Origin of the sequence: Crateriforma spongiae, from assembly GCF_012290005.1 — a bacterium.
Taxonomy (GTDB): domain Bacteria; phylum Planctomycetota; class Planctomycetia; order Pirellulales; family Pirellulaceae; genus Crateriforma; species Crateriforma spongiae.
In genome coordinates this window covers 643,292-665,205 of record NZ_JAAXMS010000001.1, presented here as the reverse complement: position 1 = coordinate 665,205, position 21,914 = coordinate 643,292, and the positions used below count along the sequence as shown (strand labels likewise).

Below are 21,914 nucleotides of genomic sequence, written 5' to 3'. Positions count from 1 at the left end.
AGTGAGGATCGACATCACCGCCGACCGACGTGAACTCGGACGTTCAAAACGTTGGTTCGTCACTCGGCAAATGACTGATTCAAAGTCCTTTAGCGCGGAGCCATCGTTCCATGATGTCGAACCCACCAGTGCCGAAGCACAATCACATCAACTCCGGTGGTGGCTCTTTGGAATCGAATCACAAGCCGACCCGGCGTGACGCATTGCGATCCGCTGCGGCGGCAACCGTGGGGCTGGGTTATCACGCCGCGGCCACCGCCACATCCCCCTTGGAATCCAACGCACCCTCGGACGTCATCCGTATCGGTGTGATTGGAACAGGAAACCGTGCACGTCAACTGATGGACCAGCTGCCCAAGGCGGCCCGGATCGTGGCAATTTGCGATTGTTATCAAAAGCGTGCCGATGAAACCCTGGCCAAGTTTGACGCAAAGTGGCCGACCTATTCGAATCACCGCCAAATGCTGGACAGTGAATCGCTTGACGCGGTGATCGTCGCAACGCCCGACCACGGCCGATCGCTGCCGTGCATCGATGCCTGCCAGGCGGGGCTGGACGTTTATGCAGAAAAGCCACTGACCGCCTATGTCAGTGAAGGTCGCGAGATTGTTCGTGCCGCACGCCAGAACAACACGGTGTTTCAAGTCGGCACGCAACAACGCACGATGGAGATCAATGACCATCTATGCCGCCAAATTCGCGAAGGCAACTTGGGTCGCGTCCGTTTCGTCCAAGCAGTGAACTACACCGGGCCGAAACGCTACCACCCCCTGCCCGCCGAACCGGTCCCGCAAGGCGACGACTGGGATCGTTGGTGTGGCCCCACACCGCTGCGACCGTTTCATTCGTCGTTACAGTTCGGCTGGATGCAATGGCGTGCCTACAGCGGCGGTGAAATGACCAACTGGGGCGCCCACGGGGTCGACCAGATTCAGTGGGCTCTGGGGAAAAGCCTGACCGGACCAACACGGTTTGTTCCGGTCACCGGCGGACCCAACGGAAAGGTCACGGCACGCTATGACGACGGATTGGAAGTGCGATTCGAATTGGACCAGGGGCCGCAGGGCGGTGCCATTTTTCATTGCGAGGCGGGCAAGGTTGAAATCAACCGAAATCGTTTTGCGACCAATCCAGCTGACTTGATCAAGAACGCCCCCGATCCGGCGTTGCAAGCCAAGTGGGAAAAACCGGGCTGGATCGCCGGCCCGCACCTGGCCAATTGGCTGCAGTGCATCCGCACACGACAACGCCCCAACGCGGATGTCGAAATCGGACACCGCAGCATCACGTTTTGCCATCTGGTGAATGTCACACGCGAATTGGGTCGCGAGCTGAACTGGGATCCGAAACGCGAAACCTTCGTCAACGACGATGAAGCCAATTCATTGCTGACGCGTCCGCGACGCAGCGGTTATGAGTTGCCGGTGACGTAAGCCCGATTTTGAATGCTGTATTGCCTGACCGCCAAACTCTTTTCCACATGCCTTCGCCGATCCGACCATGCCAGCTTTCCATATTCAACGTACGCATCGAATCGCCGCATCCGCCGAACAAGTGTTCGACGCGATTGCCGACTTTCGCACATGGACCACATGGTCGCCATGGCTGAAGATCGACCCCGATCCGACCGTGACCATTTCGACCGATCCATCCAGCGTCGGGTCCACCTATGATTGGCAGGGTGACCTGGTCGGGCAGGGCGGCATGAAGCATCGCTGGCTGGATCGTCCACGCAAAATCGAAATCGATCTTCATTTCATCAAGCCGTTCAAATCTCAATCCGAAGTGCGATTCGACATTCGGTCGGTCGGCGATGAAACCGAAGTCACTTGGCACATGATCGGCAAACTGCCGTGGTTTCTGTTCTGGATGAAGTCCAGCATGGAAATGTTCGTCGGCATGGACTACGAACGGGGTCTGCTCATGCTGGCCGAGTTTGTGGAAACCGGCACCGTCAGATCAAAACTGGACGTCGAGGGCGTTCAATCACTGGATCGACTTCGCGTCTTGGGAATTCGTGAATCTTGCAGCATGGACGACATCGGTCCGGTGATGGAAAAGGTCTTTGAGAAAGTCCATCAACAGATCGCCGCCTCAGACGCAAATGTTCCCGGGAACATGATCAGCGTTTATCACCCGACCTGCGATTTGAAAACGCGATACTTTGATTTTACTTGCGGCATCCAAACGACGGACAACGATGTCACCGTCGACGGACTGGACGAATTGACCGTCGACGCCGGTCGTTACTTGAAAGTTCGACACACCGGTTGCTATCAACATCTGGGCAACGCGTGGTCCGGTGCGGCACAGTATTGCCAGTACAAGAAATTGAAGATGGCAAAAGAACCCGGTTTGGAGTTTTATCCTAATTCGCCGAAAGACACCGATCCGGCCGATCTGATCACCGATGTCTACATGGCGATCAAAGGCTAAGCGTGCTTGAAACGATCGGTCATGGCCGCGGCGGCACGTCCCACCACCAACGCGATGGTTCCGCATCAACGTTCCTGGTTAATCGACCTGCCAGCGAATCCAACGCCGGGTATCGGGCAATGTCATCGCGTAGGCTTTGATCGCTACGCACCGTCACGCCGCCACTGGCGACGATCACGTTGTGACGCTGCCGACCATGCCTGAATGTGTGCGACACGGCCAGTGTTTCCACTTGGCTTGGCGGCGCAAAGCCGTGCTGGTCGCTACTGGCGATCGCAGCCATTGCATCGGCGATCAATCGCGAGGCATTGGAGGTGGGACTTGCTTTCGCCGCGTTGCCGCGCACGAGACGAACGATGGCCGCCGATTGAAAAACGCTTTCCAGCGACGCATACACCGGATACATGTCACGGACGTTATTCCAGTGGCGATTGAAATCAGCGACGAATGCGTCGGTACGTGGATCCTTGGCGACGATCCCACGTCGTCCGCTGGCGACGGCCAATTCATTCTGGCCGCTTAAACGAATTGGTCGTCCGGCCAATTCGACCACGCTGCCGTCAATGCTCTGCCGTGCCGCGAGCGGGTTGGACGTGAACCACAACCGCAACATCAAATCGGTCGGAACGCCCTGATCAATGTGTGATTCGATTTGGTCCAAGTAATTCGTCGCGCCGTCAGGCATCGCGTGCTTGCCCAACGCCAATTGCTTCATGTGTCGATCGGCTTCGACCAACAGCCACGCGAGAGAGCTATCGCGATTGATCCCGAAAATGGAAACTTCCTGGCGTCCCACGGCCGATGCCAGCGTGTTGGCGGCCAAGCCTTTAGGAACATCGCCGTGTTGGATCTGCTGAGCGACGACGGCGGCCCGTTGTAACCCCGTGGTGGTCGGATCGATCGAACAACCGAACACGCCGTCATCCGATGTCGCCGCAAAACAAGCGGCCAGGGCGTCCAGACGGACCGGAGCGGCCGCCGAGGATCGATCCCGCCAATGACCATCGACGCGCTGAATCCCGCCCACCGGACCGGCAAGAATCACGTCGTTTTCGGTGAAGCGGACAAAACGAATTTGTGACAGCCCTGCGCAGTGCAGCAGGTCATTGTCGGGCGACTGCATGGACGATCGCTTTTCCGCATACTGATCCAGCATCTGTTTCAACGAAATGCACCGGAGTTTGGTGGCACCACGCCACGCCCCCTGTGGGCTCTGGTTTTTCAGCTTCACACCATCGCCACCTGCCGACGCTGCGATCAACGCATCGATTTCGGTGGCCATGTCTTCGCGTGGTATCTGGTCGACGTCGCGAACGATTCCCTCCGGGTCGACATAGATGCCCGCCGCGTACGGAAACATCGTGCTAGTACCGCCCAGTGCCTCCCAGGTTTCCGGTTCAATCGTCGTTTGGATCAGCATCATCAGCTGAGAAAAATCGGCCATCGATCCGCCGCCCGCCGGGTTGTCCGAACCGATGGTCGCTGATGTTGCATCGCCGGCTGGCACCACTGATGGTGCTGCGGATGATTCCAAGCCCAACGCTCCTCCCAGATCCTGGCCCGTCGCAACGCCCAACGGTATCGCAACACAAATGGCCAAAAATGGTCCCAGCCGGCTTGGCCCAAGCAGCATGTTCGTTCGCATGGTTTCGACGTGACCTCAAACAAGAAAAGGAGAGAAGAGATTCGGCATCGTTTGGGATGCGATCGACGCCCCGACAGCGGCGAAAGAATCTAAGGCTGGTCGGTCAGGGTTTCGCGATCGAAGGTCGACCAAGCTCCGTCCCGCAAGCGTTCCTGGGGACCAAACCTTGCCTTGTAATTCAGATGCGGATTGTCTTTGACGTACATGCCTAAATAGACGAACGACAACTTTTCCCGCTGGGCACGCACGATCTGCTGCAGAATTGCGTAGGTCCCCAAGCTGTAGCGTGAATAGTCCGGATCGAACATCGTGTAAACCGCCGACAGACAGTCTTGCCCGACGTCGACGATGGAAATGCCGATCAGCCGATCTCCGTCCCAGACGCTCCACTCATCGACCTGGCCGAAGGACGAGATCAAAAAAGCGTGATAGGCGTGACTGTCGACGGCTTCGTCCGTGTGATCCAACCCGCGGACAGTCCGGTGGCGATTGAACAAGTTCACCCGATCTTCGGTCACCACGGGGCGATCCCAATGCTGGATCAAGTCACGTTGCCCGCGTTTGAAAACACGACGGAAGGACCGGGTCCAACGGAAGTCGTCGACACGAATTCGCGTCGGCTGACACTCCTGGCACTCGGCGCATCGGGTCCGATAGACGAAATCGCCGCTGCGTCGATACCCGCGGTCCAACGTCCAATCGGTAAAGCCGGGGTCAATGGGAACGACCGGCAACTGCAGCGGCATTCGGGCGATTTGATCGGGCAGATAGGGACATGTCTGAGGCATGTCTTGCACCACGACCATTCGGTACGGCGTCCCGGTAGCCGTCGGCTGTTTGGGCGGATGACGCATCCCGATTCGCTCCGAGGCGTGTCGACAGTGACGATCGCACCGACGACCGTCCGCCTTTTCACTGTAGCGAAGTCCGCTGCCCGCGGGTGATGAAAATTCCGGTGTGGCACCGGATCGCCTGGCGGCGGATCCCGATCCGAAAAAAAACGGCCGCACCCGTCACAGGGGCGGCCGTCACCGTGAAATCATCGATGCAAGCGGCGTGGGATCAGTCCCACCACCATTGGCCATCCTTCAGGCCTTCCAACGTGCCAGCCGTTTTCTGTTGCAGTTGCTTCACGGCCGAATCGCGGACCAAATGATCATCGCGTAACGCCAAACGAGGCTGCATTTGCACGCCACCGCCCAGCGGAGTCATCAGCTGGTTACCGCGCCAAATCGCGTTGACCGCGGTTTGAACTTGTTGTGGAGCGGTTTCGGTTTGTACCGCCAACGAATCCTCGTCGGCCAGCACGCCCAGGTTCCAGTCGGCCTGGCTGTAGAAATCTTGTTCTTGGATATACGCCGCGGCGATTGCCAAATCGATCAACTGTTCCAGTTCGGCATAAATGCGAACCTTGCCGGCGATCTGAGGATATTTGTCGGTGAAGTCTTGGCAAAACGCTTGGCTGGCGCGATTCACGCGGCCGGTTGCCTTGCGTTTGCCGCCGGCGACACGTTCATTGGCACCGACCAACTGAACGCCACGTTCGTCGATCCGCATCGCCAATCCGTCTTCGCTGATGGCGACACCGTCGTAGTTCGGCTGGAAGTACCAACGCTCCATGGCGTTGCTGGATACCGCGGCCGGATTGGCTCGTTCGACATAGCTCTTGACCGGAACCGGCAAGCGTTCCAGTCCGATGCCGATCAACTTCATTCGGTAATCGGCTTCCACCAAGACGCGGGCAAAGTGGGTGTCAGCCGGAATGCCGCGGATCGACACGGTTTGCAGGCCCAGATTTTTTTGCAAGTTGGCGGCCAACCACTTCGTTTGTGCGGGTTGGACGTTGCGTCCGACACGGGCCATGAATTGCTGCAATTGCTGCAGCCCTTCGGCGGTCGGATCGATCGACACGCTGATCACGTTGGTCGGTGGGGTGTGCGGTGCAAAAGCACGCAGTGCGACCACCAAGTCTTCCAACAAGACAACCGGCTTGCCCGATCGCATCCCGATCAGGCGGTCGGTGGCGTCGGCAAAGAAGCCTTCAGCGGGCCCGGCGACCACGATGTCTTGCGTTTCGGGGTAATAAAAGACATATCGAATGCTGGTCAGACCGGCCAACGCACGGATCGGATCATCGATTTCTTCACCGGCGGCGATTCGTCGTGCCACTTCGGCTTCCAAGCGGTTCAGCGAGACCTTTCGCATCGGACTGGTCTTCATCAGCTGCGATTCGGCTTGGCGGCGGGCCGCTTCGAAACGCTGGCGAGCCAGGGACGCGTCGAATCGTTTGACCTTCAAGACACCGGACGCATCGACGTCCACACCGGCAATCGGCTGGACGAAGTCAAAGATCACATCACCACCGTCACCGCCGTCACCACCGTCGGCCAAGACGGACGCGGGACTGGCGGCCAGGAGCGTGGCAAGCGCTGCCAAGCAGGCGAAACGGGCGAAGCGGAATGGAGATCGACTGGCTTGCATCGAAAAGACTGCCATCGGGGAAAAGAGTGGGTAGGAAGATCGCACGCCGAAGCAGCGGCGGTGCGGTCGGGTCGCCAGCCTTTGAGAATAGTCGGGCCCCATCGCATCAACAAGCAAATCGCAGGACTTTTCGGCTTGCCGAGCCGTCGAAATCGGCCCCCCATCCGGGCACACCGATCGAGACCAGAATTTTCGTGGGCGGCATCACCGGCCGGCCGAATCGGCCGCCGTCGATACAACCGTCAGGACCGCTGTCACCAGTGCATCATCGGGTTGAGGAAACGTGGTGTGCCGGATCGCGGTGCTGCGTTGTGGCCGATTGTTTTGCATGATGGGGGACGATGAAGAAAGCCAAAAAACGCCGCGTCAGACCGAAATCGAGCCGAAAATCATCGGCCTCGTCCCGGTCCAAGGTGCCCGGTGGACGTCCATCCGAAGCGGCGACCTTGCCCCCTCGAAACGCAGCCTTGGACACGCTTCGCGGTTTGGCGATCGTCCTGATGCTTGTCGACCACGCGGCCGCCTATTGGTTTGATGTCCGGATCGAATTGACCAGCGTTCGGCTGATCACTCGGCTAAGCATGCCCCTGTTTTGCCTGCTGTTGGGATACTTTTTGCCCAGCGACCGGCGTTTTCGCGTCGTTCGTTTACTACAGATCCTGGCGGCGGCAGTCGCGGTGAACCTGGTCTACTGGCCGCTGAATCACCAACTGGAGATTCTGGCCAGCCTGTTGCTGGCGGCGGTGGTGGGCACCGCAATGGGGCGGGCGGCACCGCTGATGCTGGCGTCGATTCTGTTTTATCGTCTGGATCCTGTGTCTCGCTGGTTCGATTATCAGCCCACGCTGGTGTTCGCACTGGTCGGTCAGGGTGCGATGCTGCGTCGTTTCGGGATCGGACCGGCGATCGCCAGCGGTTTGGCGTTGCTGGGCATCACGATTAGCGGACAATGGATTCGGCCGACCGACACGCACCGTTTTGTGGTCTGGTTCAGCCTTCCGGCGACGATCTTGGTTGATCTTGGTCGACGATTCTCAGACTTCCGCGTGATCGGTTTGGATTGGTTGGGTCGCCATCCTTTGTCGATCTATGTCGCCCACTTCTACATCATCGCCGCGATCGCCCGGGCACTGGGCGGCAATTAGTCCGTCAATCGGCCTGCTTCAATCGACCAGCGAGGTCACACACGCCCTGTACGTCGACCGGTCCGATTCCCGTTGACGGTCTTTCGGGATGCCGTCAATCGCCTAGAATCCTGCCTGACACATTTCACCACCCCCTGGGAAACGAGAGCGGCAATGAGCGGCGACTGTGATTTTGGACTGATCGGGCTGGCCGTGATGGGCGAAAACTTGGCCCTGAACGTCGAATCACGCGGCTACAAGGTTGCTGTTTACAACCGCACGACCTCCAAAGTCGACGATCTGATTGCGGGACGTGCCGCGGGCAAGAACTTCGTCGGCACTCACTCGATCGAAGACTTTGTCAAAGCCGTCAAACGTCCGCGGAAGTTGATGATGCTGGTCAAAGCCGGCCCGGCGGTCGACGCGATCATTGAATCGTTGATCCCCCTGTGCGAACCCGGTGACATCATCATCGACGGCGGCAACACGTACTACGTCGACACCGAGCGACGCACCAAGACGGTCGAAGACGCGGGGCTGTTGTACGTCGGCGCCGGGGTCAGCGGTGGTGAAGAAGGCGCGCTCAAAGGCCCCAGTTTGATGCCGGGCGGCAGCAAAGAGGCCTGGCCGGAAATCAAGGACATGTTCCAGGCCATCGCGGCCAAGGTTGGGCCCAATGATGACATTCCCTGTTGCGAATGGGTCGGCCCACGTGGCGCAGGTCACTACGTCAAAATGGTCCACAACGGCATCGAATACGGCGACATGCAGCTGATTTGCGAAGCCTATCAGTTGCTGAAGGAACTGGCGGGGCTGACCAATGACGAACTGTACGACGTGTTTGCCAAGTGGAATCAGGGTGAACTGCAAAGCTACCTGATCGAAATCACCCGCGACATCTTCAGTGTCAAAGATGACCAGGGCGGTGACGGCTATCTGGTCGACAAGGTTCTGGACGTCGCCGGTGCCAAGGGGACCGGAAAATGGATGAGCCAATTGGCGTTGGACCTGGGCGTCCCCAGCACCCTGGTGACCACCGCCGTGTTCGCCCGCGGATTGTCGGCCCAAAAGGACGCCCGCGTTCGTGCCAGCGAATCGCTGCGTGGCCCCGGCGCCGAATCGAATCCCCAGTGGTCGGCACTGACCGAATCGGTCATCGGCGACAAGCAGGGCTTCATCGACGCGGTCCGCGACGCACTGTACGCGTCAAAGATCGTCAGCTATGCCCAGGGATTCGTTCAGCTGCAAGCCGCGTCGGCCGAACACGACTGGGATCTGGATTACGGGCAATCGGCACTGCTATGGCGGGGCGGTTGCATCATCCGGGCTCAGTTCTTGGACCGGATCAAGGAAGCGTTCGACGACCAACCAAACCTGGAAAACCTGTTGCTGTATCCCTATTTCAAGGACGCCATCGAGAAATGCCAACCGGCGTGGCGTCGCGTGGTGGCCGCCGCCAGCATCGCGGGGATCCCAGTCCCGGCCTTCGGTGCGGCACTGAATTATTACGACGGCTATCGAATGGACCGCTTGCCGGCGAACCTGTTGCAGGCCCAGCGTGACTATTTCGGTGCCCACACGTACAAACGGGTGGACCGGGAAGGCACCTTCCACAGCGAATGGCTGGATCTGCGTCGTCCGGTCAGCTGATTTGAAACGATAGGTTGCGGTGCTGTATTTGCGGCAATTGTCCGCCGATCCGCCTTGCCGTCGATCGTGCCGGGCTGGCACAATACGACTTACTTTCACTTGTGCGGTCGAATTGCCCGCCCGCACCGCCAGGACCTTCTTGACTAATTTTGGGTCCAGAGCGTATTTTCTTGCTCTTCGGCACACCATTTCGCCAGCGTAGCTTCAATTGGCAGAGCATCGCATTCGTAATGCGAGGGTTGCGGGTTCAAATCCCGCCGCTGGCTTAGCCGGTCCGCCGGTCCGCCCCCAATGCGAAATCCCGGTTCTCTGATGCCGGGCATCTTCGGTCGCCCGATCGTCAGGTCGGTCGTCCCTTGCGTGGGCGTTTTTCAGATGCGGTATCACGCGTTCAGGAGTCTGCAAGACATGAGTGACCTCGAAATCGAAGTCCTCGATTTGAAAGAACTGGTTTTGTCGAACAATTCGTTCGGCCCGTCGGATGTGACCTCCATCCGCAATGCCATCACCGAAAACTACGGTCATTTCGGTGAACTGCGCGACGCAGTCGGCGAGATGGAAGCTGACACGATGCTCAGCCCCGCCGGCAAAACCAAGATGGGCGTGTGCCAGTTTTTGCTGGGGCGGTTCAGAGATTCGCTGGAAACGCTCCAGTCGGCCGACGGCAGCGCGATGGCGTTGTTCTACCAGGCCCGATGCCAGTTCGAATTGCGTCATTACGACGAAGCGATCGCGACGTACGAAGCCGCTCAGAAATCCGGGTACAACGAAGACGAGTGCAAGATTCGCACCGCCGAAAGTCACCGTTACGCCGGACGCATCGAACAGTCGCTGGCGATTCTGGACGATATTTTCGGCCCAGCCGAACAGACCCCGGAATACATGTACCAGCGTGCCGCCACCGTCGCAGCGGTCGGTGGACGTCTGGAAGAAGCGATGACGCTGTACGAGCGTGCCATCAACACCGACCCCAATCACGCCGGCGCGTTGTTCGGTCTGGCACTGGAAAACGACCGGCTGGGTAACGACGAAGAAAGCTTGGCCCTGTACGAGCGTGCCGCCAAGGCTTTTCCGACCGGCATCGGTGCACTGATCAACTTGGGACTGATCTACGAAGACCGTGATCAGTACGACCGGGCCCAGTCTTGTTACAAGCGGATTCTCGATTGCTATCCCGAACACCCGCAGGCCAGCCTGTACATCAAGGACGCTTCGGCGACCGGCAACCAGCTGTATGACGAAGAAGCCCAGCGTCGCAACGACAAGCTGGCGCAGATCTTGAACATGCCGGTCAACAATTTCGAACTCAGCGTTCGCAGTCGCAATTGCCTGCAGAAGATGGGCATCGACACGATCGGAGATCTGACCCGCACGACCGAAGCCGAATTGCTAAGCAGCAAGAACTTCGGCGAAACCAGCCTGTTCGAAATTCGTGAAATGTTGACGTCCAAGGGCCTGTCCCTGGGACAATTCGCACACGAAAAGAAAAGCAACGATCCGCCGATCGACACCAGCCATATGTCGCCCGACGAACAGGCGTTGCTGGAACGTCCGATCAGCGATCTGAACTTGTCCGTACGTGCTCGCAAGTGCATGGCACGGCTGCAGCTGAACACGATCGGCGAACTGATTCGCAAGACCGGCGACGACATGCTGGAATGCAAGAACTTCGGCGTGACCAGCCTGAACGAGGTTCGGGAAAAGCTGGCCGATCTGGGTCTGAAGATGCGTGGCGACTGATCGCTGCATGTCCAATTTTCACTTTGATCTTCAACACCGCGACGCGGCCACGGGTGCCCGCCGCGGTGTTTTTGTCACCCCCCACGGCCCCGTCCAGACGCCGGGCTTCATGCCCGTCGGCACCCAAGGAACCGTCAAGGGTGTGACCATCGACCAGGTCGCCGCGACCGGTGCCCAAATGATCCTGGGCAACACGTACCACTTGGCGCTGCGACCAGGGCACGAGACCGTTCGACGTCTGGGCGGCCTGCATGCAATGTGCGGCTGGGAAGGCCCGATCCTGACCGACAGCGGCGGATTCCAAGTCTTCAGCCTGGGCGAAATCAACAAGGTCACCGAACACGCGGCAACCTTCCGAAGCCACATCGACGGACGGATCGTCGAACTGACGCCCGAGCATTCCATTGAAATCCAGGAAGCCCTGGGCAGCGATGTCGCGATGGTGCTGGATCACGTCATCGCACTTCCCGCCGACACCGGTGCCGTCACCGATGCGATGGAGCGATCGATTCGATGGGCCAAACGATGCCTGGAATACGCCAACAGCGATCGTCAGGCGAAATTTGCCATCGTCCAAGGCGGGCTGGACGAAACCCTGCGGGCCCAATGTGCACGTGAATTGACGTCGATGGACTTCGATGGCTACGCGGTCGGCGGGCTGAGCGTCGGCGAAGAACCATCGGAAATGTATCGAGTGACCGCGGCCACCACCGAACATTTGCCGGCGGATCATCCGCGTTACCTGATGGGTGTCGGCCGCCCGATCGACCTATTGGAAAATGTCGCTCGCGGCATCGACCTGTTCGACTGCGTCATGCCGACACGAAACGGACGCAACAGCATTGCGTTCACCGACGCGGGACCGGTCAAGCTTCGCAATGCCGTCCATCGCGAAGACCGCCGTCCGGTCGAACAGGGATGCCCCTGTATCGCGTGCCGACACAGCCGTGGATACATCCGGCACCTGTTCAACGCCGGTGAAATGTTGGGCCCGATCCTGTTGTCGATTCACAACCTGACGTACTACCAGCGTTTGATGTCTGAGACTCGATCGGCGATCGAAGCGGACCGCTTTGAAGAATTCCGCCGGGAAAAGATTGCCGGCTGGAATTCGGCTACAACGCCCAGCGAGGCGACCGGATCAGGGGCCCAATAACCTGGGCAAAAGCAGCTGAGTATTTCGGCGCGACGACTTTGAAAAACAAGCCTCAAGCACCGATCACTCGGCTGATTTGTCACCACGGCTAGCCGCATTGACGATCGCTTGGCGGGCCAGTTCTTCTTCGCGCACGTGTGGACCGTGGGCGTCACTCCAGCGAGGCGAAACATTGTCCCGGTCCCACTGACGAATCAGCGACGACAACTCCTGTACTTTCTGTGGGTTCCCATCGGCCAAGTCGTCGCGTTCCCAGGGGTCGCGGGACAAATCAAACAAGAGCTTTCGATTCTTGTAACCGCTGTCGACCAGTTTCCAATCGCCATACCGCACCGCGTATCCATATTGATCGTCGCCCATCGCGTAGCGCCAGAACAACGTACGCGCCGGGAACGGGCCCGGCCGTGACCCATCCAACATCGGCATCAAATTGACGCCGTCCAGTTCATCGGCATCCACATCGGTCGACGTCGCCGCCAAAATGGTCGGGCACAAATCCAGCGATGTGACGGGATCGGCGACGCGTTGCCCGGGGGCGATTCCGGCCGGCCAGCTGATCACGAATGGCACGCGTATGCCGCCTTCGAAAAGCATGCCTTTGTGACCGCGATAGGGAAAGTTCATCGCGTGTTCCTTCCGGCCGCCGTTGTCGCTGAAAAACACAATCAGCGTGTTGTCCAATTTTCCAGATCGCTCCAGCGCATCGACGACCTTGCCGATGCCTTCATCCATCCCTGCGACCATCGCACCATAAACAGCGCGGCCGCCGTATTCGATATGCTCTGTCTTTTCTAAGTGCTTGCGGGTGGCCTGATCGGGCGCATGCGGCGCGTTGTAAGCCAAGTAAAGAAAAAACGGTTGATCCGACGGGCGTTGAACGAACCGGACGGCTTCATCGGAAAAATCATCCGTCAGATAGGTCAAGCTTTTTCGATCGACCGGTGTGTCACCCCGATGTACCGCCATCGACGCGGGCTTGTTGCCCAGATCCCCCCAGTAGCTGAGCCCGCCACCGCTGAATCCAAACCAGTGATCAAACCCACGCCGGTTGGGCCAGTATTGCGTTTGATCCCCCAAGTGCCATTTACCAATCGCCGCGGTCGAATACCCCGACGCACGCAAGCGATCGGCGATGGTCTGTTCGGTCAGCGGCAAGCCCGGCGGATTGGGTGACGCGTCAAAGGACTCCGACGGTTCCGGATTGCATTCATGACCAAATCGCTGTTGATACCGACCGGTCAACAGCCCGGCGCGACTGGGGCTGCAGTACGGATGCGATGCATACCCACATTCAAAGACGACGCCGCGGTCGGCCAAGGCATCCAGATTCGGCGTGGGAATTTCTTTACAGCCATTGAAACCGACATCGCTGTAGCCCAAGTCATCGGCCACAATCAAAACCACGTTGGGTCGTTGAGCCTGAGTCGGCATGTAAAAAACGACCATCCCCAGGAACAGGACCGCCCATCGCATCAGATCAAACATTAGGCTCATTTCATCGAGGTTGCTTTGTCAATCACGCACGTGCCCAAGGTCACGCTGGTCGCAAAGCATACTTCAAACGAAACGAGTTCGGGACGATGCGCAGACATTCCCCGATGTCGCATGGTGTCGCAGCAGAAACGTCCCACGGCCGAAACGGCTCCAGACTTCCAAGCCGACAACCAACGGTCCTAGCGATACGGCGCGAACAAACTGTCGGGACCGTCGGGAATATTGGCGACGCGTTCAGCCTGTTCGGCTTGTTCGCGATGCTTTTCGACGTAGTCCGCCTGATTCAGTTTGGCGAACAACGACGCGGGCGTGTCTTCGCCGCCGGTCAGCATGACGTCCTTTCCGTCGCTGGGAATTTCACAAGCACCACCCTCACACTGCGGCGCCACTTCGGCAACGTCTTTTTTGGCGGTCATGGACCAGGGCATTCGAGGAAAGGATGCGGTTTGGCACCCCGCAGTCGCCAGGACCAGTCCCGCCGTCGCGGCCAGAGCCCATCGCCGCGGATCGCGGATCAGTATGGATTTCATCGCAGTTTCGCCTTTAGCAAGCGGACGTATCAACTTTGGGTTCAGTGGGCGTCTATCGGATTTGTTGCGACGAACTCAATGCAAAAACAGCAAATTCATGGGATTTTCAGTGGAATGGCGGACCAAAATGTCCTTCGCACATTGCACCGCCTAGTCGCGCCGTTGTACTTACGGCGGCACCCCATCACGTTCCCCGTTCACTGCACGGAGGCAGTTGAATGTCGAATCAGCAACAGACCGCCCTTTCTGGTCGGGCAATCGGGCTGGCGATTGTCGGAATCTTCCTGACCGCACTCTCAGCAACGTCACCGGCCGCCGCCGAAATTCCTTGGAAGAATTCGCCGGAAGCTGCGTTGAACGCGGCACGATCCGAAGGCAAGCCGATCCTGGTCTTCGTCACCGCGGAATGGTGCCACTACTGCAAGAAGATGAAAAAGGACACGTGGTCCGATCGCACCGCCAGCAGTGTCGTCGCGGCCAATTTCCAAACGCTGATGCTGGACGGCGACCGGGACAAAGCCGTTGTGAAAAAGCTGGGTCTCAATGGCTATCCGGCCACACTGATCTACACACCCGACGGCGAATTCGTCACGCAGAAATCCGGCTACATGTCGCCGCAACAAACGTTGGCCTGGCTGGCGTCGATCGCACCCCGTTGAACGACGGATCGTCGTCCAGATCGGCTGCCGAGCGACCATGACGTCCGTCACAGGCGTACCGCTACCTCGTCTGCCGGATCATGGCATCGTTCTTGCATTGGATGGACTTGCCCGCCTGTTGTCGCCCACCGCATTGATCCAGTGGCGGCCGGAAACGGCCAGCGATACGGCGGGTAACGAAAACCGATCCGCCAGACAAACGATCCAATGATTGAATCCATCAAAGAAAAAGTCGCTGAAACTGTTTCCGAAGCTCCTGATGAACGAAACGCGGGCATCGAACCCGCAGAGAACGCGTTGGCGTTTGCCGTCGCTTTGGGAATGACCTTCTTGGCTCGACAAACGCTGCAAGCCGGTTGGCGAACCACGTTTGACCGTGACCCGCCAAAGAACCCGGCGTCGCATGAGGTCGCTTGGAAAGACGCCCTGCTTTGGGGCGCGGTGTCCGGCGCCGTCGTCGGCATCGCACGCATCGCATCCCGCCGCGCTTCGTCAAAGGCGTATCAACGTTTCAAGGCCTAGTTCACGTCGTCGTTGGTCAACCGCCGTGGACGTACGCCATCCGATCAGGCAAGGATCGCGTCGACCGTTTGATGGTCGCGTCGCTTGGGCCCCAACGTCGACGCGGCGCCGAAGGCCGACAGCATCGTGTTGTAAACGTCTAAGCCTTCACGCCCGACGTCTATGATCTGTCCCGTCTTGAACCGTCCGCCACCACCACTGATGGCATGGAAGACGCCGGATAATTCACGCTTCGGGTCATTGTGACGACCGTCGCCTGATTCGGTCGATATCGTGACCAGGCTGTTTTCCAGGATCGTTTTGCCATTGGCCTCGGTCACGGCATCCAACTGTTTCAAGAAGAAGGCAACTTCACGCATCTTCAGGTGGGCGTGTGCACGCAATTCCGTGTTGTCCTTCTTCGGATTGAATTTGTGCCACCATTCGTGGCTGCAACCTTTGCTGCCCGACGCCTTCAGTCGAGACGCATCGTCAAAGGTGTGAACCAAACGACCGCCGTAGTGGTAATCGCCGGTCAACCGGATTCTTTCACCCGCGGCCAGAAACGTCAGCGAACCGAATCGAACGCGGTCAGCCTGGACGGCCAACGCATAAAGTTCTGCCATCAGCCGCCATTCGCCGGTCAATTCATCCAGTGTGATGTCGATGCCTTCACCACCGGGATCAGCCAATCCACCGTGCAGAATCGACGATTCCGGCGGCGGATCCACGGGCGTGTGCTGAGAACGCTGCAGCGAAAACGCACGCTGTTCTAATTCCCGAATGCGGTCCAGGTGGTCGGCGACGCGGCCGCGAGATGCCGTTCCCAACGGCGAAGCCGGACCGGTGTAATACTTGTATTGATCAACCACGCTATCCAACACGCTTTTGCGCAAGCGTTTTTCACGGACCGTGGACTCGTCCGCATTGCCACCGCTATCGACGCGACCGAATACGCGATCAAACAAATCGCGAGGCCTTTCCTGCATGCTCGCCGCGACCGTGCCGTCGATGTTGTAGCTGTGCACATATCGGCTGACACGACTGCGTCGAAAGAACGTACCGCCGATCAGCGTGGGGACCATTCCGGTCGGCAAACCGTCGGCATAGTGGGTTCGGCGAATCATCTGATCGATCGACGGTCCACCCGCTTTGGCTTCACCACTGGGTGGTTCGGCCGTAAACGCGCCGCTGGCCCCGTCGAAGTGGGCGTTGATCCCCGATTGGTCACAGCGAACCTGATCGACATTTCGCATCACCAATAGCTTGTCTTTCAATGACTCCAGCGGTTCCAGAACGCCGCCGTATCCTTCCCGCTGCAACGGGGCGGGGATCCCCAGTCCGAAGAAAACGTTGAACGCCCGCACCGGAACGCTCGTCGCTTGCCCGGCCACTGCGGTGGACAGCATCATTTCTTCCAACAGCGGCAAGCCCACCGTGACGCCCGCCGCCCCACGAAGAAGCGTCCGTCGACTGATCCGCCGTGCCACCGTTGTTTGCCGTCGCGCGCGAACCGGATGATTGGAATCGCAATGGCCGAGTGTCGTCATGGCTGGCTCCCATTGGAATCTGAAGATTGTAAATCGGCTCGCCCACGAGCCATCAAATCGCTGGTCGCGATGGCGATCATTGTCGCCATGTACGTCCCGCCTTCGGCCGACGCAGCCTGATGAATTTGGTCGACGTCTGACACATCGTTCATGGTCAGCGGACGCCCCATCACAAACTGAATCAGCTTCCGCGTGATTCCCTTGGACACGCGATCGCTTCGGGCCAACAGATCCATCATCTGAGCCGAATCATCAAACGGCGTCGGCATCGCGTCACCAGGAAATTGAATCGCACCATCCTGACGATTTTCGTTGCCGTATTCATCGGTCAACCGATACGTCCCCAAGCCGTCATAGCGTTCCAAGCCAAACGCCAGCGGTTCGAACTTCGCATGGCAACCGCCACACGCATCATTTCGCACGCGATCCAGAGCGATGTCACGATGAGATCGTCCCGGACTGGGCGGAATCGGGGTGGTGTCCAAGCCCGGCGGCGGATCACCGACGCGACTGTAAAGCAGATCGTTCAGGACGAATAACCCACGAGTCACCATGGACGCATCGTCGCCGCCGATGGTCAAAAGACTGCCTTGCGTCAACAACCCGCCGCGCTGGGGAACGTCCACCAACGAAACCAGATTCAAGGCTTGATCATCATCCGCGGGAAGATCGACGGCCAAGTCATAGTGGTCGGCCAAACGAGGCGTCACGAAGGTCACCGGTTCATTCAACAAGGCAACCATTGGACGGCGGCGATTCCAGACGACTTCCTCGAAAAACGCTAGCGTTTCACGACGCATGTCATCGGCCAAAGCAGCCTGCCATTTCGGAAAACGCTTTTGATCCGGGCTCAGGTTCGCCAAGCGGTCCAAGTCCAACCACTGCGAGGCGAACAGCAATGACTGTCGACGCGCTCGCGGATCATCCAGCATTCGCCGAACCTCCGCTTCAACGACTTCGCGTTCATGCAAGCGTTTCTTGGACGCCAGATCGAACAGACGCTTGTCCGGCGGGCCTCCCCAAACCGCATAGCTCAGCCGACTGGCCATTTCAAAGTCGGACACCGCCACAGATCGCTCCGGTGCAACACCCGGTTTCCCTCTTGGGCCATCGATCACCTGTTGTTCGATTCGGTACAAGAATCGGGGCGACTGCAGCATGGCCAGCAGCACGTAGCGCACCGCTTCCTCGTACGTCCCGCCGGCTGCTGCGACGGTGGTCGTGATGCCACGCAACGACGCAATCTCCGATTCATTCAGTGGTCCGCGATAGACATGTCGCCCCATCGCATCGATCAGCCCACGCATGTCCTTGTCAGTGAACTTGGTTCCACGATGAAACTGTTTGGCAAAGCGTTCGATCGGGATCGAATCCACAATCTGCTCGGCCAACCGCGCATACGCTTGAACGTTTTTCAAATCCACGTTCAGACTATACGCCGTGTTTCGAAAGCCATCCGCTCGAGGATCGGCGGGCAACAAGCGTGCGGCCTGGGCTTGCACGTCCACGCCGAAAACATCCGCAACCGTGTGAACGTATTCGTCCACGGTCAAACGACGGACCCATTGCTGGGGCCTGACCGGGGTACCCGAGTAGATCGCCGGATCGACGAAATCAATCGTCCAGGAAGCACCGTTGTTAATCCAGCGGCGAATGACCGCCTTTTCGGTATCGGTCAGCGGCGGACGGTCCGGCGGCATCAGATCGGCGTCGATGACTTGCCACAACGCGCTGTGATCTGCCTGGCCCTCGACGATCACCACACCATCGTGCCCACCGCGCAGCGCCGCATCGCGATGCGACAGATCCAGTCCCGCCTCGGCGGTGGACGCGTCGTGGCACCCGATACAGTGACGGGCCAAAATCGGCGCGACTTCCTCACGAAACATCGTCTCAGTGACGCTGCTTTCAGCCCGCCCGACGTTGCCAACAGCCGCCATACTGCCCAGCACCAGCACCAGAAAACGAAGCGAAAGTTTGAAAGCCCCGGTCAACGATGGGCGGGGTCCCGCACCACCGTGGGGCGGATGCGTTTGTCGAAATAGCGAAGATCGCATGGCGGGCATCGGGCAGGGTGGGGCGGGGCAGTCCCTTCTAGGGTACCCGATCCGCCCGCCGGATGTGCCAATCTGCCGCAGGCCGAGTATCTATGGGTCTGTGCCCTCAGCCCCGTGTCCTCCGCCCTGTGTCCATAGACAAACTTCCGAGGTGCAAACACCACGCTATCGTTCGCGTCTTGCACAAGCCCCGCCGAGCCCTTTTGGTCCCGCCGATTGAAACTAGCCGCCGCCTTCCTTTGGCAACGCTTCGGCTTTCTCGTCGTTTCGCGCCCGCTTGTTCAAATACATCTTGATCGGAACCTCGCCAAACGGCAGGTGATCACGAAAGGTGTTCAACAAGTACCGCTGATAGTCCTTGCCGAATGCCTTCGGGTCGCTGCACATCAGCACGATCGTCGGTGGCTGGGTCGACACCTGAGTCGCGTAGTAAATTTTGGGGCGCCGGTTCTGATACATCGCCGGTGGGTGAGCGGTCACGGCGTCGCGAATGATGCGATTCAACAACCCCGTCGATACACGGTGCATCGATTGCTTGTACAGCATCGTCGCGTGATTCAACAACGTTTTGACATTCTTGCCGGTTTCACCCGTGATGAACGCGATCGGTGCATAGGCAAGTGTTGGGAATTGCCCCCGCAAATACTTGACCCAGCGATCGGTGGGTAATTGCCCTTTCAGCAAGTCCCATTTGTTGACCACAAAGATGCACGGCTTGTGGTGTTCCATGATGTAGCCGACCAATTGCTTGTCGACTTTGCTGGTCTTTTCCATCGCGTCGAAGAACATCAAAACGACATCGGCGCGTCGGATGCTTCGCTGGGCGCGGTGGGTGCCGTAAAAATCCAGGTCGGTGCGAACGCTTTTGCGTTTGCGAAGCCCCGGCGTATCAATCGCAATGAAGCTTTGGCCGTCCATTTCAAACAACACGTCAACGCTGTCACGGGTGGTCCCGGCGACTTCGCTGACGATCATCCGATCCGACTCGGACAACGTGTTGACGAAGGTGCTTTTGCCAACGTTTCGACGCCCCACAATGGCGACTTTCATCTGCGGCGTTTCCACCACATCATCGTCATCATATTCGGGCAAGCGATCCTGGATCAGATCCAGTAACTTGTCACGATTTCGATTCTGGGTCGTGCTGACACAAATCAAATGACCACGTCCCAGCCGATGGAATTCTTCGGCATGCGTGTCCATGTGTTCTTGGTCCGCTTTGTTGGCCACCAAAATCACCGGACGCTGAACCGCACGCAAACGCTCGGTGACCATTTCATCCAACGGCATTAGCCCCGTTTGAATGTCCACCACCAACAGGATGACATCGGCCGACGCGATTGCCGCCTCGATTTGCCGCTGGACATCGGCGGTCAGATCGTCGGGGTCTTCGATTCCCATCCCGCCCGTATCGACCAATTCAAAGAACTTTTCGGTTTCGCCGATTTCGATCAGCGTCGTCATCCGATCTCGGGTCACCCCCTCGAAATCATCGACGATGGCCAGTCGGCGACGTGCCAACCAGTTGAACAAACTGCTTTTGCCGACGTTGGGGCGACCGACGATGGCGACTTGGGGAACAGGCATGATGGGACAAAAGGTCGACGCAAACGGGGCCCGGATCCGATCGGACCAACGGGGCGGGGTGATCAACGGGCTAGGGTAGACCGATTCGGCGGATCGACCTAGTGGATCGAGCCGCCGATCCCACAAAAACTGGCGTGCAATCGTCCGCCCCGCTGACAAGGCCCGCCCGGACGTAGAAAATGATGTCGCAGCCGATCCCCGTTCTGGAATCGGCATCGCCAGATTCCGCCAAACGTGACAAGTCATCCCAGCGATGCGAAACGACGAATTGCTATACGCCGCATCGCAACTTGCCCGACACCTTAAGCGGTCCGGGGTCCAGTGGATGCCGGGGCCCGACGCGGAAAATGTGGCTCGACTGGCCGAATCCTTTCAGCTGCCTGATGCCCGTCCACCGGACGGTGCCCAGACGCCCGGCCAGTCTGCAGCGTCACGCAAACCAGCATCCACGCCCGCCGATGGGCCCCGCAAGTCTGCGGCATCTCGAGCGGCCGACCGGGGTCAGCCAGGGCGACGTCCCGCCCCGTCGCCCCCCGACCACCTGGGTGATGCGACTCGGTCGCGTTTGGCGGGGGTGCCGCCGATGGAAGTCTCCGACGGTCCGTACCCGGGTGAAAACCTGTTGGCCCCGCAACGTGTAGAGGTCCTGGAAAGCCTGGCGAACACGGTCGCGCAGTGCCAGCGATGCCCCCATTTGGCGTCCTGTCGTAAACAAACGGTGTTCGGGGAAGGCAGCGTGACGCCGCGTTTTGCATTCTTCGGCGAAGGCCCCGGCGCCGACGAAGACCGGACGGGACGCCCGTTTGTCGGACGCGCCGGACAACTGCTGACCAAGATGATCGAAGCCTGCACGCTGCGGCGTGACGACGTCTACATCTTGAACACGGTGAAGTGTCGTCCGCCGGGAAACAGGAATCCGGAACCAACAGAAATCGAAAATTGTCGTGAATATTTCACGACCCAACTGTCCACCCTGCGTCCGGAATATGTGGTCTGTCTTGGCGCCGTCGCCGCACAAACTTTGTTGCAAAGCAAACTGTCGGTGGGACGTCTAAGGGGCAAGCTTCATCGGTATTTTGATAGCAAAGTCTTGGTGACGTATCACCCGGCATATCTATTGCGAAATCCGTCGGCGAAACGTGCCGCTTGGGAAGATTTACAGCTAATGTTGCGTGACGCAGGCATCCGCACCGGCCAGTGATCACGCCCATCATGATCGTCGTTTCGCTCGGCGATTCTCGGCATTTGCTAGCAAATGAAAGCTTAGCATCGCGTCTGTTTTCGCTATTGACCGTATCGCCGAC

At 58.7% G+C, this 21,914-nt stretch carries 19 protein-coding genes and 1 tRNA gene; 11 read left to right on the top strand and 9 right to left on the bottom strand.

The window, feature by feature from the left end:
• The first annotated feature begins 110 nt into the window (after nucleotides 1–110).
• On the top strand, nucleotides 111–1,433 hold the full coding sequence (locus HFP54_RS02480) for a Gfo/Idh/MocA family protein (RefSeq protein WP_206035961.1): 1,323 nt from the start codon (nucleotides 111–113) through the stop codon (nucleotides 1,431–1,433).
• A 67-nt stretch (nucleotides 1,434–1,500) separates the two neighbouring features.
• The gene (locus HFP54_RS02475) at nucleotides 1,501–2,436 is read left to right on the top strand and encodes an SRPBCC family protein (RefSeq protein WP_168563929.1); all 936 of its coding nucleotides are present in this window, start codon (nucleotides 1,501–1,503) and stop codon (nucleotides 2,434–2,436) included.
• 19 nt (nucleotides 2,437–2,455) lie between these two features.
• On the opposite strand, the gene HFP54_RS02470 is transcribed toward HFP54_RS02475, so the two are convergent.
• The 4 genes from HFP54_RS02470 to HFP54_RS25910 form a co-directional block, all read right to left on the bottom strand.
• Nucleotides 2,456–4,081, bottom strand: coding sequence for a DUF1598 domain-containing protein (locus HFP54_RS02470; RefSeq protein WP_168563928.1), 1,626 nt, complete (start codon nucleotides 4,079–4,081; stop codon nucleotides 2,456–2,458).
• An 89-nt stretch (nucleotides 4,082–4,170) separates the two neighbouring features.
• A complete protein-coding gene (locus HFP54_RS02465) occupies nucleotides 4,171–4,935 on the bottom strand; it encodes an arginyltransferase (RefSeq protein ID WP_168563927.1) in 765 nt (254 codons plus the stop codon).
• Between the two features lie 208 nt (nucleotides 4,936–5,143).
• Nucleotides 5,144–6,577, bottom strand: a complete 1,434-nt coding sequence (locus HFP54_RS02460) for a DUF1598 domain-containing protein (protein WP_168563926.1) — start codon at nucleotides 6,575–6,577, stop codon at nucleotides 5,144–5,146.
• A 189-nt stretch (nucleotides 6,578–6,766) separates the two neighbouring features.
• The gene (locus tag HFP54_RS25910) at nucleotides 6,767–6,892 is read right to left on the bottom strand and encodes a hypothetical protein (protein WP_261346655.1); all 126 of its coding nucleotides are present in this window, start codon (nucleotides 6,890–6,892) and stop codon (nucleotides 6,767–6,769) included.
• Between the two features lie 116 nt (nucleotides 6,893–7,008).
• Between HFP54_RS25910 and HFP54_RS02455 the strand changes: the two genes are divergently transcribed.
• The 5 genes from HFP54_RS02455 to tgt all read left to right on the top strand — a co-directional run bounded on the left by HFP54_RS02455 (nucleotide 7,009) and on the right by tgt (nucleotide 12,232).
• Nucleotides 7,009–7,707, top strand: coding sequence for a TraX family protein (locus HFP54_RS02455; protein ID WP_168563925.1), 699 nt, complete (start codon nucleotides 7,009–7,011; stop codon nucleotides 7,705–7,707).
• A 153-nt stretch (nucleotides 7,708–7,860) separates the two neighbouring features.
• On the top strand, nucleotides 7,861–9,336 hold the full coding sequence (gene gnd / locus HFP54_RS02450; protein WP_168563924.1) for a decarboxylating NADP(+)-dependent phosphogluconate dehydrogenase: 1,476 nt from the start codon (nucleotides 7,861–7,863) through the stop codon (nucleotides 9,334–9,336).
• Between the two features lie 192 nt (nucleotides 9,337–9,528).
• Nucleotides 9,529–9,602, top strand: a tRNA-Thr gene (locus HFP54_RS02445).
• A gap of 142 nt (nucleotides 9,603–9,744) precedes the next feature.
• On the top strand, nucleotides 9,745–11,076 hold the full coding sequence (locus tag HFP54_RS02440; RefSeq protein ID WP_146412220.1) for a DNA-directed RNA polymerase subunit alpha C-terminal domain-containing protein: 1,332 nt from the start codon (nucleotides 9,745–9,747) through the stop codon (nucleotides 11,074–11,076).
• A 7-nt stretch (nucleotides 11,077–11,083) separates the two neighbouring features.
• Nucleotides 11,084–12,232 (top strand): tRNA guanosine(34) transglycosylase Tgt, encoded by a 1,149-nt coding sequence (gene tgt / locus HFP54_RS02435; RefSeq protein WP_168563923.1) that lies wholly within the window; start codon nucleotides 11,084–11,086, stop codon nucleotides 12,230–12,232.
• 63 nt (nucleotides 12,233–12,295) lie between these two features.
• Here tgt and HFP54_RS02430 read toward each other — a convergent pair whose 3' ends face one another.
• Nucleotides 12,296–13,717: a sulfatase-like hydrolase/transferase gene (locus tag HFP54_RS02430; RefSeq protein WP_168564176.1), complete on the bottom strand. Its 1,422-nt coding sequence runs from the start codon at nucleotides 13,715–13,717 to the stop codon at nucleotides 12,296–12,298.
• A gap of 188 nt (nucleotides 13,718–13,905) precedes the next feature.
• Entirely contained in the window at nucleotides 13,906–14,256 is a 351-nt protein-coding gene (locus HFP54_RS02425) for a hypothetical protein (protein WP_146412217.1), read from the bottom strand.
• A gap of 218 nt (nucleotides 14,257–14,474) precedes the next feature.
• On the opposite strand from HFP54_RS02425, the gene HFP54_RS02420 reads away from it, so the two are divergent.
• The 3 genes from HFP54_RS02420 to HFP54_RS02410 are packed head-to-tail and all read left to right on the top strand — an operon-like array spanning nucleotide 14,475 to nucleotide 15,437.
• A complete protein-coding gene (locus tag HFP54_RS02420; RefSeq protein ID WP_168563922.1) occupies nucleotides 14,475–14,915 on the top strand; it encodes a thioredoxin family protein in 441 nt (146 codons plus the stop codon).
• A 37-nt stretch (nucleotides 14,916–14,952) separates the two neighbouring features.
• Nucleotides 14,953–15,126 carry a hypothetical protein gene (locus tag HFP54_RS02415; RefSeq protein ID WP_168563921.1) on the top strand — a complete coding sequence of 58 codons (174 nt, stop codon included), beginning with the start codon at nucleotides 14,953–14,955 and terminating at the stop codon, nucleotides 15,124–15,126.
• Nucleotides 15,123–15,437, top strand: coding sequence for a DUF4235 domain-containing protein (locus tag HFP54_RS02410; RefSeq protein WP_146412213.1), 315 nt, complete (start codon nucleotides 15,123–15,125; stop codon nucleotides 15,435–15,437). Before HFP54_RS02415 ends, HFP54_RS02410 begins: the two co-directional genes overlap by 4 nt.
• Nucleotides 15,438–15,481: 44 nt before the next feature.
• Here HFP54_RS02410 and HFP54_RS02405 read toward each other — a convergent pair whose 3' ends face one another.
• From HFP54_RS02405 to der, 3 genes are all read right to left on the bottom strand, one after another.
• Entirely contained in the window at nucleotides 15,482–16,966 is a 1,485-nt protein-coding gene (locus HFP54_RS02405; RefSeq protein WP_168563920.1) for a DUF1552 domain-containing protein, read from the bottom strand.
• Complete coding sequence (locus HFP54_RS02400) at nucleotides 16,963–19,023, bottom strand: DUF1592 domain-containing protein (protein WP_168563919.1); 2,061 nt, start codon at nucleotides 19,021–19,023, stop codon at nucleotides 16,963–16,965. Before HFP54_RS02400 ends, HFP54_RS02405 begins: the two co-directional genes overlap by 4 nt.
• Nucleotides 19,024–19,245: 222 nt before the next feature.
• A complete protein-coding gene (gene der / locus HFP54_RS02395; RefSeq protein WP_146412207.1) occupies nucleotides 19,246–20,610 on the bottom strand; it encodes a ribosome biogenesis GTPase Der in 1,365 nt (454 codons plus the stop codon).
• A gap of 253 nt (nucleotides 20,611–20,863) precedes the next feature.
• Here der and HFP54_RS02390 point away from each other — a divergent pair, with 253 nt between their 5' ends.
• Nucleotides 20,864–21,811: a uracil-DNA glycosylase gene (locus HFP54_RS02390; protein WP_168563918.1), complete on the top strand. Its 948-nt coding sequence runs from the start codon at nucleotides 20,864–20,866 to the stop codon at nucleotides 21,809–21,811.
• Nucleotides 21,812–21,914 lie beyond the last annotated feature (103 nt).

What these genes read in the sequence shown, in the direction of transcription:
- HFP54_RS02480 (WP_206035961.1), top strand. Translation starts at nt 111, where the DNA reads ATGATGTCGAACCCACCAGTGCCGAAGCACAATCACATCAACTCCGGT.
- HFP54_RS02475 (WP_168563929.1), top strand. Translation starts at nt 1,501, where the DNA reads ATGCCAGCTTTCCATATTCAACGTACGCATCGAATCGCCGCATCCGCC.
- HFP54_RS02470 (WP_168563928.1), bottom strand. Translation starts at nt 4,081, where the DNA reads ATGCGAACGAACATGCTGCTTGGGCCAAGCCGGCTGGGACCATTTTTG.
- HFP54_RS02465 (WP_168563927.1), bottom strand. Translation starts at nt 4,935, where the DNA reads ATGCGTCATCCGCCCAAACAGCCGACGGCTACCGGGACGCCGTACCGA.
- HFP54_RS02460 (WP_168563926.1), bottom strand. Translation starts at nt 6,577, where the DNA reads ATGGCAGTCTTTTCGATGCAAGCCAGTCGATCTCCATTCCGCTTCGCC.
- HFP54_RS25910 (WP_261346655.1), bottom strand. Translation starts at nt 6,892, where the DNA reads ATGCAAAACAATCGGCCACAACGCAGCACCGCGATCCGGCACACCACG.
- gnd (WP_168563924.1), top strand. Translation starts at nt 7,861, where the DNA reads ATGAGCGGCGACTGTGATTTTGGACTGATCGGGCTGGCCGTGATGGGC.
- HFP54_RS02440 (WP_146412220.1), top strand. Translation starts at nt 9,745, where the DNA reads ATGAGTGACCTCGAAATCGAAGTCCTCGATTTGAAAGAACTGGTTTTG.
- tgt (WP_168563923.1), top strand. Translation starts at nt 11,084, where the DNA reads ATGTCCAATTTTCACTTTGATCTTCAACACCGCGACGCGGCCACGGGT.
- HFP54_RS02430 (WP_168564176.1), bottom strand. Translation starts at nt 13,717, where the DNA reads ATGTTTGATCTGATGCGATGGGCGGTCCTGTTCCTGGGGATGGTCGTT.
- HFP54_RS02425 (WP_146412217.1), bottom strand. Translation starts at nt 14,256, where the DNA reads ATGAAATCCATACTGATCCGCGATCCGCGGCGATGGGCTCTGGCCGCG.
- HFP54_RS02420 (WP_168563922.1), top strand. Translation starts at nt 14,475, where the DNA reads ATGTCGAATCAGCAACAGACCGCCCTTTCTGGTCGGGCAATCGGGCTG.
- HFP54_RS02415 (WP_168563921.1), top strand. Translation starts at nt 14,953, where the DNA reads ATGACGTCCGTCACAGGCGTACCGCTACCTCGTCTGCCGGATCATGGC.
- HFP54_RS02410 (WP_146412213.1), top strand. Translation starts at nt 15,123, where the DNA reads ATGATTGAATCCATCAAAGAAAAAGTCGCTGAAACTGTTTCCGAAGCT.
- HFP54_RS02405 (WP_168563920.1), bottom strand. Translation starts at nt 16,966, where the DNA reads ATGACGACACTCGGCCATTGCGATTCCAATCATCCGGTTCGCGCGCGA.
- HFP54_RS02400 (WP_168563919.1), bottom strand. Translation starts at nt 19,023, where the DNA reads ATGCGATCTTCGCTATTTCGACAAACGCATCCGCCCCACGGTGGTGCG.
- der (WP_146412207.1), bottom strand. Translation starts at nt 20,610, where the DNA reads ATGCCTGTTCCCCAAGTCGCCATCGTCGGTCGCCCCAACGTCGGCAAA.
- HFP54_RS02390 (WP_168563918.1), top strand. Translation starts at nt 20,864, where the DNA reads ATGCGAAACGACGAATTGCTATACGCCGCATCGCAACTTGCCCGACAC.